The sequence below is a fragment of the Streptomyces sp. NPDC048514 genome (assembly GCF_043199955.1).
GTDB lineage: Bacteria > Actinomycetota > Actinomycetes > Streptomycetales > Streptomycetaceae > Streptomyces.
In genome coordinates this window covers 179,558-201,530 of record NZ_JBICWT010000004.1, presented here as the reverse complement: position 1 = coordinate 201,530, position 21,973 = coordinate 179,558, and the positions used below count along the sequence as shown (strand labels likewise).

24 protein-coding genes are annotated in these 21,973 nt (G+C 73.4%); 17 read left to right on the top strand and 7 right to left on the bottom strand.

All coding sequences use genetic code 11. The annotated features are described in order from the left end of the window. Nucleotides 1-24: 24 nt before the first annotated feature. Complete coding sequence (locus tag ACGFT2_RS09695) at nt 25-255, bottom strand: DUF4287 domain-containing protein (protein ID WP_353600518.1); 231 nt, start codon at nt 253-255, stop codon at nt 25-27. 99 nt (nt 256-354) lie between these two features. Here ACGFT2_RS09695 and ACGFT2_RS09690 point away from each other — a divergent pair, with 99 nt between their 5' ends. Continuing rightward, a complete protein-coding gene (locus ACGFT2_RS09690; protein ID WP_393275287.1) occupies nt 355-666 on the top strand; it encodes a hypothetical protein in 312 nt (103 codons plus the stop codon). A 173-nt stretch (nt 667-839) separates the two neighbouring features. Here ACGFT2_RS09690 and ACGFT2_RS09685 read toward each other — a convergent pair whose 3' ends face one another. From ACGFT2_RS09685 to ACGFT2_RS09675, 3 genes are all read right to left on the bottom strand, one after another. Beyond that, a complete protein-coding gene (locus ACGFT2_RS09685) occupies nt 840-1,622 on the bottom strand; it encodes a hypothetical protein (RefSeq protein ID WP_393275285.1) in 783 nt (260 codons plus the stop codon). A 274-nt stretch (nt 1,623-1,896) separates the two neighbouring features. Continuing rightward, nucleotides 1,897-3,117, bottom strand: a complete 1,221-nt coding sequence (locus ACGFT2_RS09680; RefSeq protein ID WP_393275283.1) for an acetyl-CoA C-acetyltransferase — start codon at nt 3,115-3,117, stop codon at nt 1,897-1,899. A gap of 268 nt (nt 3,118-3,385) precedes the next feature. Continuing rightward, nucleotides 3,386-4,405 (bottom strand): SGNH/GDSL hydrolase family protein, encoded by a 1,020-nt coding sequence (locus ACGFT2_RS09675; RefSeq protein WP_393275281.1) that lies wholly within the window; start codon nt 4,403-4,405, stop codon nt 3,386-3,388. A gap of 161 nt (nt 4,406-4,566) precedes the next feature. Here ACGFT2_RS09675 and ACGFT2_RS09670 point away from each other — a divergent pair, with 161 nt between their 5' ends. Further along, entirely contained in the window at nt 4,567-5,958 is a 1,392-nt protein-coding gene (locus ACGFT2_RS09670) for a cystathionine beta-synthase (protein WP_393275279.1), read from the top strand. Nucleotides 5,959-6,483: 525 nt separating this feature from the next. Here the strand turns inward: ACGFT2_RS09670 and ACGFT2_RS09665 are convergent. After that, entirely contained in the window at nt 6,484-7,263 is a 780-nt protein-coding gene (locus tag ACGFT2_RS09665; RefSeq protein ID WP_393275277.1) for an SDR family NAD(P)-dependent oxidoreductase, read from the bottom strand. 68 nt (nt 7,264-7,331) lie between these two features. On the opposite strand from ACGFT2_RS09665, the gene ACGFT2_RS09660 reads away from it, so the two are divergent. The 7 genes from ACGFT2_RS09660 to ACGFT2_RS09630 all read left to right on the top strand — a co-directional run bounded on the left by ACGFT2_RS09660 (nt 7,332) and on the right by ACGFT2_RS09630 (nt 13,718). Next, complete coding sequence (locus ACGFT2_RS09660; protein WP_393275275.1) at nt 7,332-7,703, top strand: holo-ACP synthase; 372 nt, start codon at nt 7,332-7,334, stop codon at nt 7,701-7,703. A 46-nt stretch (nt 7,704-7,749) separates the two neighbouring features. After that, entirely contained in the window at nt 7,750-9,180 is a 1,431-nt protein-coding gene (locus ACGFT2_RS09655) for an NAD(P)H-hydrate dehydratase (protein ID WP_393275273.1), read from the top strand. A 206-nt stretch (nt 9,181-9,386) separates the two neighbouring features. After that, a complete protein-coding gene (locus ACGFT2_RS09650; RefSeq protein ID WP_393275271.1) occupies nt 9,387-10,334 on the top strand; it encodes a L,D-transpeptidase family protein in 948 nt (315 codons plus the stop codon). A gap of 46 nt (nt 10,335-10,380) precedes the next feature. Next, the gene (alr, locus tag ACGFT2_RS09645; protein ID WP_393275269.1) at nt 10,381-11,547 is read left to right on the top strand and encodes an alanine racemase; all 1,167 of its coding nucleotides are present in this window, start codon (nt 10,381-10,383) and stop codon (nt 11,545-11,547) included. 121 nt (nt 11,548-11,668) lie between these two features. After that, the gene (locus ACGFT2_RS09640; RefSeq protein WP_393275267.1) at nt 11,669-12,940 is read left to right on the top strand and encodes an alpha/beta fold hydrolase; all 1,272 of its coding nucleotides are present in this window, start codon (nt 11,669-11,671) and stop codon (nt 12,938-12,940) included. Beyond that, the gene (tsaE, locus tag ACGFT2_RS09635; protein ID WP_393275265.1) at nt 12,894-13,418 is read left to right on the top strand and encodes a tRNA (adenosine(37)-N6)-threonylcarbamoyltransferase complex ATPase subunit type 1 TsaE; all 525 of its coding nucleotides are present in this window, start codon (nt 12,894-12,896) and stop codon (nt 13,416-13,418) included. Before ACGFT2_RS09640 ends, tsaE begins: the two co-directional genes overlap by 47 nt. 126 nt (nt 13,419-13,544) lie before the next feature. Next, nucleotides 13,545-13,718 (top strand): hypothetical protein, encoded by a 174-nt coding sequence (locus ACGFT2_RS09630; RefSeq protein ID WP_393275263.1) that lies wholly within the window; start codon nt 13,545-13,547, stop codon nt 13,716-13,718. A gap of 38 nt (nt 13,719-13,756) precedes the next feature. Here ACGFT2_RS09630 and ACGFT2_RS09625 read toward each other — a convergent pair whose 3' ends face one another. Beyond that, nucleotides 13,757-14,317, bottom strand: coding sequence for a hypothetical protein (locus tag ACGFT2_RS09625; protein WP_393275261.1), 561 nt, complete (start codon nt 14,315-14,317; stop codon nt 13,757-13,759). Between the two features lie 113 nt (nt 14,318-14,430). On the opposite strand from ACGFT2_RS09625, the gene tsaB reads away from it, so the two are divergent. The 5 genes from tsaB (at nt 14,431) to ACGFT2_RS09600 (ending at nt 18,282) form a co-directional block, all read left to right on the top strand. Next, the gene (gene tsaB, locus ACGFT2_RS09620) at nt 14,431-15,087 is read left to right on the top strand and encodes a tRNA (adenosine(37)-N6)-threonylcarbamoyltransferase complex dimerization subunit type 1 TsaB (protein WP_393275259.1); all 657 of its coding nucleotides are present in this window, start codon (nt 14,431-14,433) and stop codon (nt 15,085-15,087) included. Nucleotides 15,088-15,116: 29 nt separating this feature from the next. Next, nucleotides 15,117-15,614, top strand: coding sequence for a ribosomal protein S18-alanine N-acetyltransferase (rimI, locus tag ACGFT2_RS09615; RefSeq protein ID WP_393276297.1), 498 nt, complete (start codon nt 15,117-15,119; stop codon nt 15,612-15,614). After that, the gene (gene tsaD / locus ACGFT2_RS09610) at nt 15,607-16,692 is read left to right on the top strand and encodes a tRNA (adenosine(37)-N6)-threonylcarbamoyltransferase complex transferase subunit TsaD (RefSeq protein ID WP_393275257.1); all 1,086 of its coding nucleotides are present in this window, start codon (nt 15,607-15,609) and stop codon (nt 16,690-16,692) included. Before rimI ends, tsaD begins: the two co-directional genes overlap by 8 nt. Then, a complete protein-coding gene (locus ACGFT2_RS09605) occupies nt 16,689-16,946 on the top strand; it encodes a hypothetical protein (RefSeq protein ID WP_393275255.1) in 258 nt (85 codons plus the stop codon). Before tsaD ends, ACGFT2_RS09605 begins: the two co-directional genes overlap by 4 nt. 280 nt (nt 16,947-17,226) lie before the next feature. Further along, nucleotides 17,227-18,282, top strand: coding sequence for an LCP family protein (locus ACGFT2_RS09600; RefSeq protein ID WP_393275253.1), 1,056 nt, complete (start codon nt 17,227-17,229; stop codon nt 18,280-18,282). A gap of 29 nt (nt 18,283-18,311) precedes the next feature. Here ACGFT2_RS09600 and ACGFT2_RS09595 read toward each other — a convergent pair whose 3' ends face one another. Beyond that, on the bottom strand, nt 18,312-19,502 hold the full coding sequence (locus tag ACGFT2_RS09595) for a methyltransferase domain-containing protein (RefSeq protein ID WP_393275251.1): 1,191 nt from the start codon (nt 19,500-19,502) through the stop codon (nt 18,312-18,314). Between the two features lie 90 nt (nt 19,503-19,592). Here ACGFT2_RS09595 and ACGFT2_RS09590 point away from each other — a divergent pair, with 90 nt between their 5' ends. From ACGFT2_RS09590 to groES, 3 genes are all read left to right on the top strand, one after another. After that, the gene (locus tag ACGFT2_RS09590; protein ID WP_393275249.1) at nt 19,593-20,513 is read left to right on the top strand and encodes a polysaccharide deacetylase family protein; all 921 of its coding nucleotides are present in this window, start codon (nt 19,593-19,595) and stop codon (nt 20,511-20,513) included. After that, nucleotides 20,510-21,328, top strand: a complete 819-nt coding sequence (locus ACGFT2_RS09585; RefSeq protein ID WP_393275247.1) for a polysaccharide deacetylase family protein — start codon at nt 20,510-20,512, stop codon at nt 21,326-21,328. Before ACGFT2_RS09590 ends, ACGFT2_RS09585 begins: the two co-directional genes overlap by 4 nt. A 257-nt stretch (nt 21,329-21,585) precedes the next feature. Further along, a complete protein-coding gene (gene groES, locus ACGFT2_RS09580) occupies nt 21,586-21,894 on the top strand; it encodes a co-chaperone GroES (RefSeq protein WP_004955293.1) in 309 nt (102 codons plus the stop codon). The last annotated feature ends 79 nt before the right edge of the window (nt 21,895-21,973 follow it).

Below are 21,973 nucleotides of genomic sequence, written 5' to 3'. Positions count from 1 at the left end.
GATCCGCCCGGGGCCCTTCGGCGTTCAGAGCAGCTTGCGCGCTGCCCTCCTCAGGTCGTACTCGTGCACGAGCGCTTTGGCGTGGCCGTACGCCAGGTCGTACTCGTGCCGGAGCCAGCTGACCTTTTCCTCGAAGCGGAAGAGAGCGGGGCCTTCTTCGACGGTGCGCAGCCAGTCGGAGACTTCACGACCGGTGCAGTGCGGGATGCGGGCGAGCAGATTGCGATGGGTCTCCTCGGAGAAGACTTGGGACATCGGCGCCTCCGAACGCAAAGGGGATGTAAGCCGGTCCTTCACGACACCGTGCCTGAGCGTTCGCGTATTGGCAACAGTGCGGCACGTTACGCTCGGCGCGTGGTTGATACGACGCCCCTGACCCAAGCAGTGGATCACTTCGCCGACCGGCTGCGGGCGGCACCGCAGAGCCGGCTGCAGCGCAGCGCGGCGGCCGAGGCGCTGGCGCTGGCCCGGGAGTTCGCCCGCTGGGCGCAGAGCGTGGAGGAGCCGGGCGCCGATCCCCGGGAGATGCCCGACGCGGGGATGTTCGCGGCCGCCGACCAGGTCCTCGTCGCCGCGCACGACTTGGCGCTGGTGCTGCGCGACGAGGGCGAGGTGGCCGACGCGGTGCGCCGGGTGGAGGAGGCGCGCAAACGCGCCGGGGTGTGACTGAGTGCCTGAATCAGCGCCAGGGCGCCAGGGTGTGAATCAGCGCCAGGGCGCCAGGGTGTGAATCAGCGCCAGGGCGCCGGGGTGTGACTCAGCGCCGGGGGCGCCAGGGGGGTGTGCATCAGCGCCGGGCGCCGGGGCCTGGCGGCGACAGGGGCGCGCCGGGGTGTGCGTCAGAGGGACGCGATGACCCGGTCGGCCAGGATGTAGACCGTCTCCTCGCCGCACGCGAACGTGAGGGTGTAGGCGCCGGAGACGCCGGAGCCGCCGAGCAGGTACGGCATCTCACCCGCATCCAGGGCCGAGGCCAGCCGGTCCGCCGTCTCGCGATGGCCCGGCGTCATGCACAGGGTGGTGCCGTCGGCGAAGACGTAGACGTCGAGGGTGCCGAGCGGACCCGGGCGTACGTCGGACAGCCCGACGCGGTCGGCGGCCAGCTGCTCCAGCGAGGACACCGTCCGCTCGTGGTCGTTCACGACAGGCGACTGCACCGGGACGAAGTCCGGGTGGGAAGGGTGCCGGCGGCGGGCCGCGGCCAGTTCCGGGGACTCCCCGGAGAACTCGTCGGCGTCGGTGGTCGGCTCGGACACCGGCTCCAGGCCGGCGAAGTCGGACTGCCGGGGCAGGAACAGGTCGGCGTCCGGCAGGCCGAGCAGCGACGGCGCGTCGGAGGCGTCACGGGCCTCCTGCGCGGCCCAGAAGGCACGCGCCTCGGCCAGCTCCCGCTCCCGCTCCTCCGCCAGCGCCTCGGCCACGGCGACGCGTATCTGCTCGGCCTCCGCGTGACTGCGGGCGTTCGGCAGCAGGGCGCGCGTGGCGGCGGCGTGGTTCTCGGCGAGCTGGGCGTGCAGCTCGGCGATCTGGCGGCGCAGCTTCAGGACGGTGCGCAGGACGGCGACGCCCACGGCGCCCGTGGCGGCCGTGGTGAGCAGCAAGGCGATCGGCATGGCGCTCACTGACGTACTCCCGGTTCAAAGTCGACCCCCCGACTTCCTACATCAGCTTGAAGGGCGGACTAACCAGCTGTCAGTGCGTAACGTCACGAAACGGACAGGACATTGGTCGTGAGGTTTCGACTGGAACTGCCCTGACCTGCACAGATGGCTCCGGCGAGGGAGATAGGTCACATCATGGGGGAGATTGGATCACGGAAAGGCCCGGAGCCCGGGTGGTCCCCGGGGTCCGGGCCGTCGGCCGACGCAACGTGGCCGATTCGCTACGGACGGTGGGTCAGCTGAGGCGCTCGATGACCATGGCCATGCCCTGGCCGCCGCCGACGCACATCGTCTCCAGGCCGAACTGCTTGTCGTGCCACTGCAGCGAGTTGATGAGCGTGCCGGTGATCCGGGCGCCCGTCATGCCGAAGGGGTGGCCGACGGCGATGGCGCCGCCGTTGACGTTGAGCCTGTCGAGGTCGATGCCCAGCTCCTGGTAGGAGGGGATCACCTGGGCGGCGAAGGCCTCGTTGATCTCGACCAGGTCGATGTCGCCGACGGTCAGGCCGGCCCGCCGCAGCGCCTGCTTGCTCGCCTCGACCGGGCCGAGGCCCATGATCTCCGGGGAGAGGCCGGAGACGCCGGTGGAGACGATGCGCGCGAGCGGGGTCAGGCCCAGCTCGCGGGCCTTGGTGTCGGACATGATGACGACGGCCGCGGCACCGTCGTTGAGCGGGCAGCAGTTGGCGGCGGTGACCAGTCCGTCCGGGCGGAAGACCGGCTTGAGGCCCTGGACGCCCTCCAGGGTGACGCCGGCGCGGGGGCCGTCGTCCTTGCTGACCACGGTGCCGTCGGGCAGGGTCACCGGGGTGATCTCGCGCTCCCAGAAGCCGTTCTTGACGGCTTCCTCGGCGAGGTTCTGTGAGCGGACGCCGAACTCGTCCATCTCCTGGCGGGTGACGCCCTTGGCGCGGGCCAGGTTCTCGGCGGTCTGGCCCATCGCGATGTACGGGTCGGGCAGCAGGCCGTCCTCGCGCGGGTCGTGCCAGGTGGAGCCCTCGGACCCGGCGACGGCGGCGGTCCGGGCCTCGGCCTCGGCGAACAGCGGGTTGTGCGTGTCCGGGAGCCCGTCGGAGCTGCCCTTGGCGAAACGGGAGACCGTCTCGACGCCGGCGGAGATGAAGACGTCGCCCTCGCCGGCCTTGATGGCGTGCAGCGCCATGCGGGAGGTCTGCAGGGAGGAGGAGCAGTAGCGGGTGATCGTGCAGCCCGGCAGGTGGTCCATGCCCATCTGCACGGCGACGATCCGGCCGAGGTTGTGCCCCTGCTCGCCGCCGGGCAGGCCGCAGCCGAGCATCAGGTCGTCGATGTCCCTCGGGTCCAGCTCGGGAACCTTGGCGAGGGCGGCCTGGATGATCGTGGCCGTCAGGTCGTCGGGGCGCAGGTCCTTGAGAGAGCCCTTCACGGCGCGGCCGATGGGGGAGCGGGCGGTCGAGACGATGACGGCTTCGGGCATCACGGCTCCAGTGGACGGAGTTGGGCAGGGCCGGTTGGGAAGTTACCCGTACGTATGGTCCAGGTCACTGGTGTCGCGGTGTGACACTGGCCGCAATTTACTAAGCGCTTGCTTGCCCGGCGTGCCCCCCGCCCCCTCGCCCCGCCCCGTCGCCCCCCTGGCCCCACCCCCCGGGCCCCACCCCTCACCTCGCCCCCCTCACCTCGCCGTCGCACCGCGGTGCTCCGCCCCGAGGCCGCCTCCCCCCCGGATCGGAGCACCGTGGCCGTCACACCGACGGGCGCGCGGGCTCGGCCTCCGGTACCCGGCGCCGCCGCCTCCGCTTGAGCAGTGCCCACGGCCCCCGCGGCCCCGTCGGCATCGCCGCCGTGACCTCCGTACCGGCCTCCGACGCGGCCTCCGCCGCGGCCTGGGCGACCGGCAGGAACCCCTCGCGGCGCGACACGTCCGGCCGTTCCTCCGCCGCCGGCCACAGCCCCAGCGCCGCACACACCGTCGGCAGGACGGCCATGGCCGCCGTCGCGTACCCCTCCGCCGAGGGGTGGTAGTTGTCCGGCCCGAACAGCTCCCGCGGATTCGCCTCGAACTCCGGGCCCAGCAGATCCCCGAGCGAGACCGTGCGACCGCCCTGCTCCACCGCCCCGATCGTCTGGGCCGCCGCCAGCTGCCTCGAGGCCCGCCGCGCCAGCCACCGCAGCGGCTGCTGAACCGGCTCGATGGTGCCGAGGTCGGGGCACGTGCCGACCACCACCTCCGCGCCGGCCGTGCGCAGCCGCCGTACCGCCGACGACAGGTGCCGTACCGAACGGGTCGGCGGCATCCGGTGCGTCACGTCGTTCGCCCCGATCATGATCACGCAGATGTCGGGGACCGGGGACGACGAGGCGAGCACCAGCGCCACCTGACGGTCCAGGTCGTCGGACCGGGCCCCGGGCTGGGCGACGTTGCGCAGTTCCACCGGCCTCTCCGCCACCGCCGCCAGCCCCGACGCCAGCAGCGCCCCCGGCGTCTGGCCCGCCCGGTGCACGCCCTGCCCCGCGGCCGTGGAGTCCCCGAGCATCGCCAGCCGCAGCGGCGGCTCACCGGGAATGTCGTACGCGTGCCCGTACACGCCCTCGGCGACCGGGACCCGGCCCGCGCCGCCGTTGCCCACATGGCGCCGGGCCAGCCGCAGCTCCGCCAGCACCAGACCGACGGCCGCCGCCCCGACCAGTCCGGCGCCGCCACCGCCGTACGCCGCTCCGGCCGCGATCCGCCGGGCCACTCTCGCCCTCGACATGCTCGTCATGCGCCGCCGCCACCTCCTCGTAGCCGTACATCCACTCCTTGCCCCGTACAGACCGTGTGCCAATCTCCACAAGGAGTGAACGACCGTTTCCCCGTCACCCGGGGGCCTTAGGCTGGCGGCACCACTACGACACTGTTTTTTGCAAGCAACCGGAGACAACGGTGCGATTCCACGACTCGATGATCAGCCTCGTCGGCAACACCCCGCTGGTGAGGCTCAACAACGTGACCAGGGGCATCCAGGCGACCGTCCTGGCCAAGGTGGAGTACTTCAACCCGGGCGGATCCGTGAAGGACCGCATCGCCCTGCGCATGATCGAGGCCGCCGAGCGGAGCGGGGAACTGGAGCCGGGCGGCACGATCGTCGAGCCGACCAGTGGGAACACCGGCGTGGGGCTGGCCATCGTCGCCCAGCAGAAGGGGTACAAGTGCATCTTCGTGTGCCCCGACAAGGTGAGCACCGACAAGATCAACGTGCTGCGCGCCTACGGCGCCGAGGTCGTCGTCTGCCCGACCGCCGTGGACCCCGAGCACCCGGACTCGTACTACAACGTCTCCGACCGGCTGGTGCGGGAGACCCCCGGCGCCTGGAAGCCCGACCAGTACTCGAACCCCAACAACCCGCTCTCGCACTATCACTCGACCGGCCCCGAGCTGTGGGAGCAGACCGAAGGCAAGATCACCCACTTCGTGGCGGGCGTCGGCACCGGCGGCACCATCTCCGGTACCGGCCGCTACCTGAAGGACGCCTCCGACGGCGGCGTCAAGGTGATCGGCGCCGACCCGGAGGGGTCGGTCTACTCCGGCGGTTCGGGACGGCCGTACCTGATCGAGGGCGTCGGTGAGGACTTCTGGCCGACGGCCTACGACCGCACCGTCGCCGACGAGATCGTCGCGGTCTCCGACAAGGACGCCTTCCAGATGACCCGCCGCCTCGCCAAGGAGGAGGGCCTGCTGGTCGGCGGCTCCTGCGGCATGGCCGTCGTCGCGGCGCTGCGCGTCGCCGAGCGGCTCGGCCCGGACGACGTCGTGGTCGTGCTGCTCCCGGACAGCGGCCGCGGCTACCTCAGCAAGATCTTCAACGACGAATGGATGGCCGACTACGGCTTCCTGGAGGACGAGGGCCCGAGCGCCCGCGTCGGCGACGTGCTGAGCGACAAGGCGCACGGCTCCATCCCCTCCCTGGTGCACATGCACCCCGAGGAGACCGTCGGCCAGGCCATCGAGGTGCTGCGCGAGTACGGCGTCTCGCAGATGCCGGTCGTCAAGCCGGGCGCCGGTCACCCGGACGTCATGGCCGCCGAGGTCGTCGGCTCGGTGGTGGAGCGGGAGCTGCTGGACGCCCTGTTCAGCAAGCGGGCCTTCCTCGACGACCCGCTGGAGAAGCACATGTGCGGCCCGCTGCCCCAGGTCGGCTCCGGTGAGGCGGTCGGCGACCTGATGACGGTGCTGGGCTCGGCGGACGCCGCGATCGTCCTGGTCGAGGGCAAGCCGACCGGCGTGGTCAGCCGTCAGGACCTGCTGGCCTTCCTGGCCAAGGGCGGCAACAAGTGAGGAACCTCCGGTGAACTGCGCGTGAGCCGGGCGAACTTGTGGTGACCGCGGCCGATCGGGCCGATTCGGAAGTGCTACGAGGGCGTCACGTGCGCGCAGCACCCGCTTAACACGGGTCCGGCACATTGGTGGGTGTCGGCAGGGCAGTGGGAGCACCACCCAGGCGTTGAGCACTGGGCAGGCTCCTCGCCCGGGCCGGCGGCGAACGGCGTCAAGGACCTCCGGAGCGGCTCCCGGACCTCCCTGGACGCCATGGACGCGCAAGCCCGGCCCTGACCCGGCCCGCGTCCCTCGCGGGGACCGCCGTCGTCCCGCCCCCCGGAAACGGGGGTGCGGCGGTCCCCGCGCAACCCCCTTCCCCGCAGGGCCCGGTCGGCCCCCGTACCGGTCGGCCCCCCGGTGCCCGGCCTCCGCGCAGGCGGCGGGAACCGGCAAGCCGGCCTACGTCGTCGCACCGGGCTGCCGGCCCCCGCCGCCGGGCCCGGCCGGCCCCGTACCGGTCGCCCCCGTGCCGTACGGCCCGGCTCAGTGGACCGAGAAGCCGCCGTCCACGAAGACCGACTGACCGGTGACGTACGCGGACGCCGGCCCGGCGAGGAACACCGCCGCCCCCTCGAAGTCCTCGGCGAGCCCGTTGCGCCCGGTCATCGTCCGAGCGGCGAGCGCCGCCACCCGCTCGGGGTCGGACGACAGACGCGCGTTCAGCGGCGTCATCACGAACCCCGGCACAAGGGTGTTGCACGTGACGCCGTGCCGCGACCACGCCTCGGCCTGGGAACGGGCCAGCGACTCCAGCGCCCCCTTCGAGACGCCGTAGGCGCCGCTCTGCACGAAGGCACGGTGCGCCTGCTGGGAGGTGACGTGGATGATCCGGCCGAAGCCGCGCTCGGCCATCCCCGGTCCGAACCGCTGTCCCAGCAGGAACGGGGCCTCCAGGTTCACCGCCATGGTGGTGTCCCAGACGTCGTCGCCCAGCTCGCCCATCGGGGGCCTGAGGTTGACCCCGGCGCAGTTGACGAGGATGTCGGGCTCCCCGAACACGCCGGCCGCCTCCTCGGCCGCCGCGCGCACCCCCTCACGGGTGCTCAGATCCCCGCTCACCCAGGCGGCCCGGCACCCGTCGGCGAGCAACTCGTCGACCGTCTCCGCCAGTCTGCCCTCGCCCCTGGCCACGATCACCACCCGCGCGCCGGCCCGCGCCAGCGCCCCGGTGACGGCCCGGCCGATGCCGGAACTGCCCCCGGTCACGAGGGCCACACGGCCCTCCAGCGAGAAAAGGTCGGAGAGATAGGTCTGCGATGCCATGCCCGGAGCGTAGACGGGCCGTGCCGACCCGCCGCCGGGCACCCGGCCACGACCGTAGGCTGCCGCGCATGAGCATCATCGGAGTCGGGATCGACGTCGCCGAGATCGATCGGTTCCGGGCGTCGCTGGAGCGGACGCCGGGACTGGCGGACCGGTTGTTCGTGGAACGGGAACTGCTGCTGCCCAGCGGGGAGCGGCGGGGCATCGCCTCGCTCGCGGCCCGCTTCGCCGCCAAGGAGGCACTGGCCAAGGCGCTGGGCGCGCCGCCCGGGCTGCACTGGACCGACGCCGAGGTCTACGTCGAGGACAGCGGGCGGCCGCGGCTGCGGGTGCAGGGGACCGTCGCCGCCCGGGCGGCCGAACTGGGCGTGCGGTCCTGGCACGTGTCGCTGAGCCATGACGCGGGCGTGGCCTCGGCGGTGGTGGTCGCCGAGAGCTGACCGGCCCGGGTGTGGCGGCCGGGAGATCGGGGGCAGACTCGGTGCCATGCGTACTGCGTACAGCGTGGAGACGGTCAGAGCGGCCGAACGGGCACTGATGGCACGGCTGCCGGAGGGCGCCCTGATGCAGCGGGCGGCCGCGGGTCTCGCCGCCGCCTGCGCGGAGTTGCTCGGACGGGTGTACGGAAGTCGGGTGGTGCTGCTCGTGGGCAGCGGGGACAACGGCGGCGACGCGCTGTACGCGGGCGCGCGGCTGGCACGGCGGGGGGCGGGGGTCACGGCCGTCCTGCTCTCGCCGGAGCGGGTACACGCCGGGGGACTCGCCGCCCTGCGGCGGGCCGGCGGCACCGTCGCCGCGGCGGCGGCCGTCGAGGAGCTGATCCGGCGGGCCGACCTCGTGGTCGACGGGATCGTCGGGATCGGCGGCAAGGGCGGCCTGCGGCCCGAAGCCGCGCGGCTCGTCGAGACCGTGTCGGGCTCGGGCGCCGCCGTGGTGGCGGTGGATCTGCCCAGCGGGGTCGAGGCGGACACCGGGCAGGTGCGCGGGGCCGCCGTCCGGGTGGATCTCACGGTCACCTTCGGCGCGTACAAGCCCGGTTTGCTGGTCGACCCCGCACGGGAGCACGCCGGAGTGGTGCGGCTCGTCGGCATCGGGCTGGAACTGCCCCCCGAGGGCGAGCTGGAGGCGTTGCAGCACACGGACGTGGCGCGGCTGCTGCCGGTGCCGGCCGCCGAGAGCGACAAGTACCGGCGGGGGGTGGTCGGGATCGCCGCCGGGTCGGCGAGGTACCCGGGCGCCGCGGTGCTCGCCGTCTCCGGAGCCCTGCGCGGCGGTGCGGGAGCGGTGCGGTACGTCGGGCCGGCGGGGGAGGCGGTCCTCGCGCGCTTCCCGGAGACGCTCGTGTCCGACACGGGGCCCGCCAAGGCCGGGCGGGTGCAGGCCTGGGTGGTCGGCCCGGGGGCCGGGGAGGACGCGGCGACCGTGGCGCAGGTCCTGGAGTCGGAGGTGCCGGTGCTCCTCGACGCCGACGGGCTGCGGCTGGCCGAGCGGGACGCGGTGCGGGCGCGTACGGCGCCGACGCTGATGACCCCGCACGCGGGGGAGGCCGCCGCACTGCTGGGCGTGCGCCGGGAGGAGGTCGAGGGCGCACGGCTGGCCGCGGTACGGGAACTGGCGGCGGTGTACCGGGCGACCGTGCTGCTGAAGGGCTCGACGACCGTGGTGGCCGACGCCGGGGGCGGCCCGGTGCGGGTGAACGCCACGGGCACCCCCTGGCTGGCCACGGCGGGCAGCGGGGACGTGCTGTCGGGCCTCGCCGGATCACTGCTGGCGACGGGACTGCCGGCCCTGGACGCGGGCAGCGCGGCCGCGTACCTGCACGGCCTGGCCGGCCGCTTCGCGGCCCGGGACGCCCCGACGGGAGCACACGACGTAGCGGCGCACATCCCCCAGGCCTGGCGCAGCACCACCGACTGACCATCCCGAGACACCCCGCCCCGAAACACCCCGACCCGAAGTCCCACGCCCCGCACTCCCGCGCCCGAGGACCCGGGGAACGGCGCGACCGGCCCCCACGCACCCGCGGTGGACGGCGGTGCCCCCCTGCACCCGGGTCCACCCCCTCGGGTGACCCGGCCGCGCGGCGTCACCGATCCGGTGGGACCACGCGTTTGGCTGATCGCATGATCAGCAGACGAATCGCGCACCGGGGCGCCGCGGTGCTGCTCGCCACCGCCACGGCCCTCCCGCTCACCGGGACCGCCGCGGCCACCGCCGTACCGGCGCACGGCGGCGCCGAGGCGGGCGTGTCTCCGGCGGCCGCCCCGTGGGCCACTCCCGCACCGTCCGCTCCCGGCTCCGGGCTGGTGCCCGGTGTGGCGCCCCGGCCCGGGCAGCCCTGGCAGTTCGACACCCCCGACCAGGCGCTGCCGCCGAAGCCGTACCGGCCGAGCGCGCAGGAGGACGCCGTCGAGCCCAGGGCGGCGGCGCCGGGGACGTACGACCTGGTCGAGTACGTGCCGCTCGCGGACGCCGTCGCCAAGGTGACCTGCAGCAAGCAGACCGGGCCGTACCAGCGGCAGGTGGAGCGGTGGCTGAAGCGGAAGGTGGACGGGAAGCAGTCCGCCGCCGACTGCAAGGCCGTCCGTGCCTTCCAGCTCCAGCACAAGATCAAGCCCGCCATCGGTTTCGCCGGGCCCGTCACCTGGTCGACGATGATGCTGATCTCGGCCCGGAAGAACCCGAACGCGGCCGGGAAGTGCCCGGTGAAGTCGTACCGGGTCGCCTGCGTCGATCTGGACCGGCAGCTCACCTGGGTGCAGAAGGGCGCCAAGGTGGTGTTCGGGCCGGTGCCGATGCGCAGCGGGCGCAAGGGGCTCGTCACCCGCAAGGGCTGGCACACCGTCTACTGGCGGCACAAGAACCACGTTTCCACGCTGTACGGCCAGCCCATGCCGTACGCCCAGTTCTTCGACGGCGGCCAGGCCTTCCACGCCGTGTACGGCAGCATCTACACCACCGTCGGCTCCTACGGCTGCGTCAACCTGAAGCTGGGCGACGCGCGCAAGTTGTGGGGCGTGCTGAAGAAGGGCGACCACGTCTACGTGTGGGGGCGGCGGCCGGGTACCTGACACGGCACCGGAGGCCCGTACGGCCCTCTGAGACACTGGGGGCGCCATGAGTGAGACTGCAACTGTGCCGACCGCCCCCCTGCGCGCCCGCGCCGAGATCGACCTGGGTGCCCTGCGCGCCAACGTGCGGGCCCTGCGCGCCCGCACCCCGGGCGCGGCCCTGATGGCCGTCGTGAAGTCCGACGGCTACGGACACGGGGCGGTGCCCTGCGCCCGCGCGGCCCGCGCCGCGGGCGCGGACTGGCTCGGCACGGCGACGCCCGAGGAGGCCCTGGCGCTGCGCGCGGCCGGCCTGCCGGGCCGCATGCTGTGCTGGCTCTGGGTGCCCGGCGGCCCCTGGCGGCAGGCGATCGAGGCCGACATCGACGTCTCGCTGAGCGGGCCGTGGGCGCTGCGGGAGGCCGTCGCGGCCGCCCGCGCGGCCGGCCGGACCGCGCGGGTGCAGCTCAAGGCCGACACCGGGCTCGGGCGCAACGGCTGCCAGCCCGCCGACTGGCCCGGGCTGGTCGCCGGGGCCCTGCGCGCCGAGGCCGACGGGCTGGTCCGGATCACCGGACTGTGGTCCCACTTCGCCTGCGCCGACGAACCCGGGCACCCGTCCATCGCCGCCCAGCTCGACCGGTTCCGGGAGATGGTGGCGTACGCCGAGGGCCAGGGCGTGCGCCCCGAGGTGCGGCACATCGCCAACTCGCCGGCCACGCTCACCCTGCCCGAGACCCACTTCGACCTCGTCCGCACGGGCATCGCCGTGTACGGCATCTCGCCCAGCCCGGAGCTGGGCACCCCGGCCGACCTCGGGCTGCGCCCGGTGATGACGCTGAGCGCCTCGCTGGCCCTGGTCAAGCACGTGCCGGGCGGGCACGGCGTGAGCTACGGCCACCACTACGTCACCGCCGGCGACACCACCCTCGGCCTGGTGCCGGTCGGCTACGCGGACGGCATCCCGCGGCACGCGTCCGGAACCGGTCCCGTGCTGGTCGACGGCAAGTGGCGGACGGTCGCCGGCCGGGTCGCCATGGACCAGTTCGTGGTCGACCTGGGCGGGGACGAGCCCGAGGCGGGCGCCGAGGCCGTGCTGTTCGGGCCCGGCGACCGGGGCGAGCCCACCGCAGAGGACTGGGCGCAGGCGTGCGGCACGATCGCGTACGAGATCGTCACGCGCATCGGAACCCGGGTCCCGCGCGTCCATGTGAACGAGGAAGAACCCGGGTAACCCGTCCAGGGGACGGCCGGGTCGCCTCCGACGGCGCACTCAGGCCGCGCTCGAGCAACACACCGGCATCATCCATGTCACCCACACAGGCGAACTGCAGTACGGCGAAGAGGAGCGGTACGTGAGCGAGAGCAGCGCGGAGGCCGTGGCGGAGATCGTCGCCTCGGCGGCCGCAGCCTCCGCCGCGGAGGCGGCCGCGAGCTGGCGCAGGGCGACCGGCATCGCCGGTGCCGCGATAGGCGTGCTGGCCGCCGGCGCGGCGGCCGGCGTCGCCATCGAGCGGATGACGGTGGGGCGCGGGATGCGCCGCAGGGCCCGGCTCGCGCTGGACTCGGCCGGCCCCTACGGCGCCCTGCGCGGCCGCCCCGAGAAGGCGTACGCCGACGACGGCACGGAGCTGTACTACGAGGTCGACGAGGCCGAGCCCGACCCGGGCCCGAACGTCTCGCCGCGCCGGCGCCGGCTCTTCGGACGCAAGGCGCCCGCCCCGGTCACCGTCGTCTTCTGCCACGGCTACTGCCTCAGCCAGGACTCCTGGCACTTCCAGCGGGCCGCCCTGCGCGGGGTCGTCCGCACCGTGCACTGGGACCAGCGCAGCCACGGGCGCTCCGGGCGGGGCGTGGACCAGACGCAGAACCGGGTGCCGCTCACCATCGACCAGCTCGGCCGCGATCTGAAGGCCGTCCTGGACGCGGCCGTACCGGACGGGCCGATCGTGCTGGTCGGTCACTCCATGGGCGGGATGACCATGATGGCCCTGGCCGCCCAGTACCCGGAACTGATCCGGGACCGGGTCGTCGCCACCGCCCTCGTGGGCACCTCGTCCGGCCGGCTCGGCGAGGTCAACTTCGGCCTTCCGGTGGCCGGCGTCAACGCGGTGCGCCGCATCCTGCCCGGAGTGCTGAGGGCGCTCGGGCAGCAGGCGGAGCTGGTGGAGAAGGGGCGCCGGGCCACCGCGGACCTGTTCGCCGGGATCATCAAGCGGTACTCGTTCGCGGGACGTGACGTCGACCCGGCCGTCGAGCGGTTCGCCGAACGGATGATCGAGTCCACGCCGATCGACGTGGTCGCCGAGTTCTACCCGGCCTTCACCGACCACGACAAGACGGAGGCCCTCGACTGCTTCCGGGACATGCCCGTGCTCGTGCTGGCCGGCGTGCAGGATCTGGTCACGCCCAGCGAGCACAGCGAGGCCATCGCCGACCTGCTCCCGGACGCCGAGCTGGTGCTCGTGCCGGACGCCGGGCACCTGGTGATGCTGGAACACCCCGAGGTGGTCACCGACCGCCTCGCCGACCTGCTCACCCGCGCGGGCGCCGTGCCGGCAGGAGCTACCGTAAGTGGCTATGGAACATCCGGCAGCAGTACCAGCGGCACCGCGCAACCGCGCTGAGACCCGGCTGACGATCACCTCGCCCGAGCAGATGCGGGAGCTGGGCCGGCGGCTGGCCGGGCTGCTGCGCGCGGGCGACCTGGTGATGCTCTCCGGGGAACTCGGCGCGGGCAAGACCACCCTGACCCGCGGCCTCGGCGAGGGGCTGGGCGTGCGCGGGGCGGTCACCTCGCCGACCTTCGTGATCGCCCGGGTGCATCCCTCCCTGGGGGACGGCCCGCCCCTGGTCCACGTGGACGCCTACCGGCTCGGCGGCGGCCTGGACGAGATGGAGGACCTGGACCTCGACGTCTCCCTGCCCGACTCGGTGATCGTCGTGGAGTGGGGCGAGGGCAAGGTGGAGGACCTGACCGAGGAGCGGCTCCAGGTGGTCATCCACCGGGCCGTGGGGGACACCACCGACGAGGTCCGGCACGTCACGCTGACCGGCCTCGGGGAGCGCTGGTCGGACGCCGCTCTGGAACCCCTCACGGTCTGAGGCACCGGCTTTCCGACAAGTCGTCGGCACCGTATTGCGCGGGACGACCCGGGCGTGGTGACATGGAGGCCAGGCCGTAGTTAGGTGTGCCTAACTTCGCTCGCCCCCGCACCTCAGGAGGCGTTCATGACCGCTCCCCGCCCCGCGCCGCGGCCCCGCCCGGGCCTGCCCGCCGGGACGTGCATGCGCGAGCTGCTGGCGTCGTGCGCGGCCGCGGACGCGGTCTCCCGGCCGCCGCGCGCCCCGGAACCGCTGCACAGCGCCCCCGAGCCCGCCGGGGAACGCCGCGAGGCCGCCTAAGCGGGCGCGGAGCGCGGCCGGGAGTCCCAGCAGGCCGCCTAGCGGATCACGACCACCGGCACGCCGATCGTCGCGAACTGCCACATCAGGTTGCCGTTCGCCCGGGTCTCCCGGATGCCGCCCGTCTTCACGCCGGGGTCGGCCACCGTGGGCGAGCCGTCGCCCACCACCGCGCTGAAACCGATCGCCACGTCGTCCATGCTGGTGAACCGCACGACATGCTCGATGGGGAGGCCGTCGGTGCCGGTCACCGCGTTCGAGCGGGACGACACCCAGTACGTGCCGGGCAGCGGGTCGAGGGTGCCCGGGTTCACCCGGAAGGTGTGCTGTACCCGGTTGCGCTCGTCGACCAGCCACACCCGGTCGTCGTCCACCGAGTACACGACCCGTTCACCCGCACCGGAGCCGCTCGGCAGGGCGGTCGGGTTGCGCCGGTCCCGGGGCGCCTTGGAGGCGGCCGCCGCGGCCGACGCGCTCGGCCCGGGCCTGCCGCCGGGACCCGCCGGGGCCGTCGCCTGGGCCTGGTAGGCGAGGAAGCCGACCGTTGCGACGGCCGCCGCGGTGAGGCCGGCCACGATCCCCGCGCTGGTCCCTGCCACGTGCTCCCACCTCTGCCTCGTGCGATATGTCGTACTTCGTACAGACCGTAGCAGCCAGTGACCGTGTGCCCCGGAGGGCCATGCGGGCGGCGCGGGCGCCGTAGGCTGTTCGCGTGCTCTTGCTCGCTCTGGATACCGCAACACCCGCCGTCACCGTCGCACTGCACGACGGCACGGACGTCATCGCCTCGTCGAGCCAGGTGGACGCGCGCCGGCACGGAGAGCTGCTGCTGCCGGCCGTCGACCGGACCCTCGCCGCGGCCGGGCTCAAGCTGGAGGCGGTCACCGGCATCGTCGTCGGCATCGGCCCCGGGCCCTACACCGGTCTGCGGGTCGGTCTGATGACCGCCGACACCTTCGGCCTCGCGCTGGGCGTCCCGGTGCACGGCGTGTGCACGCTGGACGGCCTCGCCCACGCCGCCGACATCGCCGAGGGCCCCTTCGTCGTCGCGACCGACGCCCGGCGCAAGGAGGTCTACTGGGCCAAGTACGCCGACTCGCGCACCCGGCTGACCGACCCGGCCGTGAGCCGGCCGGCCGACATCGCCGAGCAGGTCGCGGGGCTGCCCGCGGTCGGCGCGGGCGCTCTGCTCTACCCGGACACGTTCGAAAGCGTCCACGAGCCCGAGCACGTGTCCGCCGCCGCCCTCGCCTCGCTCGCCGCCGAGCGGCTGGCCGCGGGTGGGGAACTGTCGCCGGCCCGGCCGCTGTACCTGCGCCGCCCGGACGCCCAGGTTCCCAAGAACTACAAGGTGGTCACCCCCAAGTGACTCAGCCGGCAACCCCCCGACTGCGCGAGATGCGCTGGTGGGACATCGACCCGGTCCTGGAGCTGGAGAAGGACCTGTTCCCCGAGGACGCCTGGTCCCGGGGCATGTTCTGGTCCGAGCTGGCCCACTCCCGGGGCCCCGCGGCCAGCCGGCGCTACCTCGTGGCCGAGTCCGGCGGCCGCATCGTCGGCTACGCGGGCCTCGTCGCCTCCGGCGATCAGGGTGACGTGCAGACCATCGCGGTCTCCCGTGACCAGCAGGGAACCGGCCTCGGCGGGCGCCTGCTCGCCGATCTGCTGCGCGCCGCCACCGCCTTCGAGTGCCACGAGGTGCTGCTCGAATGCCGGGTCGACAACGTCCGCGCCCAGAAGCTCTACGAGCGCTTCGGCTTCGAGCCCATCGGCTTCCGGCGCGGCTACTACCAGCCGGGCAACGTGGACGCCCTGGTCATGCGCCTGGACACAGCCTCCGACGGCGGCTCCGCCACGGCCTCCTCCCCAGTACAAGGAACCGAGACCAATGACTGACGAACCCCTCGTCCTCGGCATCGAGACCTCCTGCGACGAGACCGGCGTCGGCATCGTCCGCGGCACCACCCTGCTGGCGGACGCCATCGCCTCCAGCGTCGACGAACACGCCCGCTTCGGCGGTGTCGTGCCCGAGGTGGCGTCCCGGGCGCACCTGGAGGCGATGGTCCCGACCATCGACCGCGCCCTGAAGCAGGCGGGCGTCACGGCGAAGGACCTCGACGGCATCGCGGTCACCGCGGGACCCGGCCTCGCGGGTGCCCTGCTGGTCGGCGTCTCGGCGGCGAAGGCGTACGCCTACGCCCTCGGCAAGCCGCTGTACGGCGTCAATCACCTCGCCTCCCACATCTGCGTGGACCAGCTGGAGCACGGGCCGCTGCCCGAGCCCACGATGGCCCTGCTGGTGTCCGGCGGCCACTCCTCCCTGCTGCTGTCCGAGGACATCACCTCCGACGTCCGCCCGATGGGCGCGACCATCGACGACGCGGCCGGCGAGGCCTTCGACAAGATCGCCCGCGTGCTGAACCTGGGCTTCCCGGGCGGCCCGGTCATCGACCGGTACGCCAAGGAGGGCGACCCGGCGGCGATCGCCTTCCCGCGCGGTCTGACCGGCCCGCGCGACCCCGCATACGACTTCTCCTTCTCCGGCCTGAAGACGGCCGTGGCCCGCTGGATCGAGGCCCGGCGCGCGGCCGGCGAGGAAGTCCCGGTCCGCGATGTGGCCGCCTCCTTCCAGGAGGCCGTCGTCGACGTCCTGACCCGCAAGGCGGTCCGCGCCTGCAAGGACGAGGGCGTCGACCACCTGATGATCGGCGGGGGCGTGGCCGCCAACTCCCGGCTGCGCGCCCTGGCCCAGGAGCGCTGCGAGGCGGCCGGCATCCGGCTGCGCGTCCCGCGCCCCAAGCTGTGCACGGACAACGGCGCGATGGTGGCCGCGCTCGGCGCCGAGATGGTCGCCCGCAACCGGGCCGCCTCCGACTGGGACCTGTCGGCCGACTCCTCCCTGCCGGTCACCGATCCGCACGTGCCCGGGCACGACCATGTGCACGAGGTCAGCAAGGAGAACCTCTACTCATGACGGTCGCGCTGATGTGGGAGGCGCGGGCCGCCGAGGGCCGGGGGGAGGAACTGCTGGGCTGGGCGCGCACGCAGGACCTCCCCGGGCAGCCGGTGCGGCGGGAGACCTTCCGCGCGCCGGGCGACCGGGTACTGGTCATCACCTGGTGGGATGCGCCGTACGAGGCCTCGCTGCCCGAACTGCCCGATCCCGAAGCGCAGTTGGTGGCACGTCCGGTGCACCGGTGGCGGTTCGAGGCGGTGGCGGACGACTGAGCTTGGAGGATCCGCTCCGGCTGCGCTATGATCATCACACGTGAACGGCCGGAAATCCGGTCCGGACACGATGCGTTGGTGGTCCAAGGAAAGACGTCCCGCTTCCTGCGGGGAGATGCAGGTGCAAGGCCTGCCCGGCGCTCCATGAAGACCCCGCCCCCGGTTCGCCGAGGGCGGGGTTCTCGTCGTTCACGGGCATCCGTACCTGAGAATTCCCGAAGAAAGCCGTTCCGGCGCTTCCGCTAACAGTCTGCTAATAATCCGGACTTACCTTCCTGCCGTGACGGGACACGAGAAGCAGGGCGGCGCGGGCGGTCCGGTGGGCAGGCGGCCGAGAGCAGTGCGGATCGCCGGCCTCGCCCTGGCAGGGGCCCTGCTGCCGGCGGCGGTTGCCGGCGGCTGGGCGTACTGGCACCTCGACGGCAACATCACAAGCGTCGACATCAACAGCGCGCTCGGCGACGACCGGCCCGCCCGGGCGGTGACCACCCCGCCCGCGAGCGGCTCGGCAGCCCCTTCCCCGCTGCCGACCGGTTCCCTGAACATCCTGGTCCTCGGCTCCGACTCCCGCAGCGGCGAGGGCAACCAGGCGCTCGGCGGCGGTGACGGTTCCGGCGCCCGCTCCGACACCGCGATGGTGGTGCACATCGACGCGGGCCGGACGCGGGCCACCGTCGTCAGCATCCCGCGCGACACCCTCGTCACCCGTCCCTCCTGCCCGCTCGCCTCCGGCGGTTCGACGGCGACGGCGTACGGGGCCATGTTCAACAGCGCCTATTCGGTGGGCGGGCCGGTGTGCGCGGTGAAGACCGTCGAGTCGCTCACGGACGTCCGCATGGACCACTACATCGAGATCGACTTCTCCGGCTTCGCCGAGCTGGTGGACGCGCTCGGCGGTGTCGACGTCACCATCGACCAGGACATCGACGACGACAAGTCCCACCTGCACCTCGGGGCCGGCCCGCACCATCTCGACGGCACCCGGGCGCTGGCTCTCGCCCGCACCCGGCACGGCATAGGCGACGGCAGCGACCTCGGCCGCATAGGCCTGCAGCAGAAACTGGTCAGAGCGGTGCTGGAGCAGATCGCCGCCACCGACCTGCTCTCCGACCCGGTCGAGCTGTACCGGGTGGCGAACACGGCCACCGCGAGCCTGACCACCGACACCGGACTCGGCTCCCTGACCGGGCTGATGAGCCTCGGCCGGAGCCTGAAGGGCCTGACGGCCGACCGGGTGGAGACGGTGATGATGCCGGTCGTCCCGGCTCCCTCCGACCCCAACCGTGTGGTGGCGAAGCAGCCGTCGGCCGACGACCTGTGGGCCTCACTGCGATAGCCCGGACCCGGCGCCGCCCGGACCGGGTGTCAGGTCCGCGGGTCTCGGCGCGGTGGTTGTGCGGGTGCGCCGATCAGCATCGTCGGGGCCCCCGCCACCCGCGTGAGGAACACGGTCGCCGCGTTCGGTCCCTGCGGCCGGACCTTCCGGCGCAGTTCCTCCGGCTCGACCGCGGAGCCGCGCTTCTTCACGGTCAGCGTGCCCACCTGCCGCTCCCGCAGCAGCGCCTTCAGCTTCTTGACGTTGAAGGGCAGCCGGTCGGTGATCTCGTAGGCCGTGGCGAAAGGGGTGGGCCGCAGTTCGTCGGCGGTGACGTAGGCGATCGTCGCGTCGAGGAGTCCGCCGCCGACCTCCTCGGCCACCTCCGCGACCAGGTGCGCGCGGATCACGGCACCGTCGGGTTCGTACAGGTACCGGCCCACCGGCCGCACTCCGGGATCGGGCAGCCCCCGTCCGAGCAGGGTGCGCGGGCCGGGCAGCAGCGTGGCCCGTACGGCGCCCGGCGCCCCGGTGCCGAACCACAGCACCGCCTCCTTCACGTCCCCGCCGTCGGAGATCCACTCGGCCTCGGCCTCGGCGGGCACCGCCTCGTGCGGGACACCCGGGGCGATCTTCAGGGCCGCGCGCGGTGCCGTACGGGCCGCGCCGACCGCCCAGGACAGGGGCGGCGAATACGCCTCGGGGTCGAAGATCCGGCCCCGTCCGCCCCGCCGGGCAGGGTCCACGAACACGGCGTCGTAGCCGGCGGTGTCCACCTCGGTGACGTCGGCCTCGCGCACCTCGATCAGGTCCGCGAGCCCCAGCGCCTCGGCGTTCGCCCGCGCCACGGCCGCCGTCAGCGGGTCCCGGTCCACGGCCAGTACCCGGATCCCGGCCCGGGCCAGCGCGATCGCGTCGCCGCCGATCCCGCAGCACAGGTCGGCCACCGAGGTCACGCCCAGGCCGGTCAGCCGCCGCGCCCGGTAGGCGGCCACGGCGGCCCGCGTCGACTGCTCGACCCCGTTCGGCGTGAAGAACATCCGCCCGGCGTCCCCGGCGCCGAACTTCGCCGCCGCCCGCTGCCGCAGCCGGGCCTGGCCGAGCGCGGCCGACACCAGCTCGGCCGGGTGGTCGCGGCGCAGCCGGGTGGCCACGGCCAGTTCCCGCGCCGGCTCGGTGTCGCGCACCTCGTCGAGGAGGGCGCGGCCTTCGGGGGTGAGGAGGAGGGTGAGGTCGTTCACCCGGTCATTGTCGGCCAGTCGGTGGATGGTCCGCCTCCGGCGGCGGTGTCGGGCCGGGATCCGGGCCCCGGCCTGGGAGGATCCGGCACCATGCGAGAAGTAGTACAAAATGACAAAAGCAGGGCACCTTTCGGTGTACGCCGGAAGCTGGCCCTCGCCTGCGGAGCCACCGCGCTTGCCTCCGCCGCCCTCCTGTCCGGCTGCGCCGGGCCCGACTCCGTGCGCGCCGTGCGCGGCGAGGGAGAGCCCGCCCAGGCCCTGGGCCCCGAGGCCCGCCAGGCCGCCGAACACACCCGCATGGTCGCCGCGGCCCGGCGCTGGAGACTGGAGCAGGTCCCGCTCACGCCTCCGGCGCCGCCCGCGACCAGGCCGAAGATCCACGCCCGCGACGGGTTCGAGGTGGACCACCAGGAGGACTGGGACCTGCCGCCGGTCTTCACCACGGTCCCCACCGAGCAGAAGGTCGTCTTCCTCACGATCGACGACGGCGCGGAGAAGGACCCGAAGTTCCTCGCCATGATGCGGGACCTGAAGATCCCGTACACCGCCTTCCTCAGCAACTACCTGGTGAAGGACGACTACGCCTACTTCCGCACCATGCGGTCCTACGGCAACACCCTCAACAACCACACGCTGCACCACCCCTACCTGCCGGGCCTGTCCTACGAGGAGCAGAAGGACGAGATCTGCGGCATGCAGGACATCATGAAGCGGCAGTTCGGCAAGGCGCCCACCGTCTTCCGGCCGCCCTACGGCAACTACAACCAGGACACCCTGGTCGCCGCCAAGTCCTGCGGGATCAAGTACGCGCCGATCTGGAACGAGGAGGTCTTCGTCGACCACTGGGAGTACCGCGAGGACGACCAGCGGCTGCGCCGCGGCGACATCGTCCTCACCCACTTCCGGGGCCGGGACGACTGGGACGGCACGATGGTCGACGACATGCGCCGCTTCCTGAACAAGGTCACGCGCGAGGGCTACGCCGTGGCCCGCCTGGAGGACTACCTGTGAGGCGGGCGCGGGGCCCGGCCGCGGCACTCGCCGCGGCCCTCCTCCTCGCGGGCTGCGCCCAGTCCGTCGACCCCATCGAACGCCTCGGCAAGAAGGCGGCCGAAGGGGTGCGCCCGCACGGCCCCGCCCCCGACCTGTCCTACCGCCGCTGGGGCCTGACCGAGCCCCTGCGCCGCCCGCCCCGGCCCGCCGCCCGGCCCCTCACCCTCGCGCCGGACCCGGCGGGCCGCGCCCGGCCCCCCGTCCTGGACCGCGTCTCCACCCGCGACCGGGTCGTCTTCCTCACCTACGACGACGGCGCCGAGCAGGACCCCCGCTTCGTCGACATGGTCCGTGAACTCCGGCTGCCGGTCAGCATGTTCCTCACGGACAGCGTGGCCGGGCCCGGCTACGGCCACTTCGCGCGGCTGCGCGGGCTCGGCGCCGGCATCCAGAACCACACGCTCGACCACCGCGCGCTCGCCGGGCGGCCCTACGGCGCGCAGCGTGCCGAGATCTGCGGCCAGCAGGACCGGCTCAGGTCCCGCCTGGGCGTCCGCCCCCGCCTCTTCCGGCCGCCCTACGGCACGTACGACACCACCACCCTGCGTGCGGCGGCCGACTGCGGGATCTCCGCGGTCGTGCTCTGGCGCGCCGCGATGACCCCGGGCGACCTCGTCTTCGGCCGGGGCGGCGACCGCCTCCGCCCCGGCGACATCGTCCTGGTCGGCCCGGACGAGTCCACCGGCCCGACCCTGCGGGAACGCACGACGCGGATCCTGCGGGGGGTGCAGCAGCGGGGCCTGACGGTGGGCCGGCTGGAGGACTACCTGTAGGCGACCGCCCGTGGGTGAGGCAGGGCCGCCCACCGGCGCAAATCACTCGCGCACACCCGAAACCCGGCCGACGCGCCGCACCGCATTGGCACTCCGCTTGACCGAGTGCTAATCGCAGTCATAGTCTCGGCTCTGGCACTCCCCACCGGAGAGTGCCAATAAGCGACGGGCAGGTCCGGCACCCGCGACGACGGATCGACCTGGTCGCCACCTCAGACAGTTAACCCCGTGAGATCTCCGAAGGGGGAGGTCGGATCGTGACGACCGCCAGCTCCAAGGTTGCCATCAAGCCGCTCGAGGACCGCATTGTGGTCCAGCCGCTGGACGCCGAGCAGACCACGGCCTCTGGCCTGGTCATCCCGGACACCGCGAAGGAGAAGCCCCAGGAGGGCGCCGTCCTCGCCGTGGGCCCGGGCCGATTCGAGAACGGCGAGCGCCTGCCGCTCGACGTCAAGGTCGGCGACGTCGTCCTCTACAGCAAGTACGGCGGCACCGAGGTGAAGTACAACGGCGACGAGTACCTCGTCCTCTCGGCTCGCGACGTGCTCGCGATCATCGAGAAGTAGCCACCACCTCGAGCAGACCTTTGCTCTGAAGCTGCGCCCCTGGCCCCCGCAACCGATTACGAAGCCGGGCGCCCGGGGC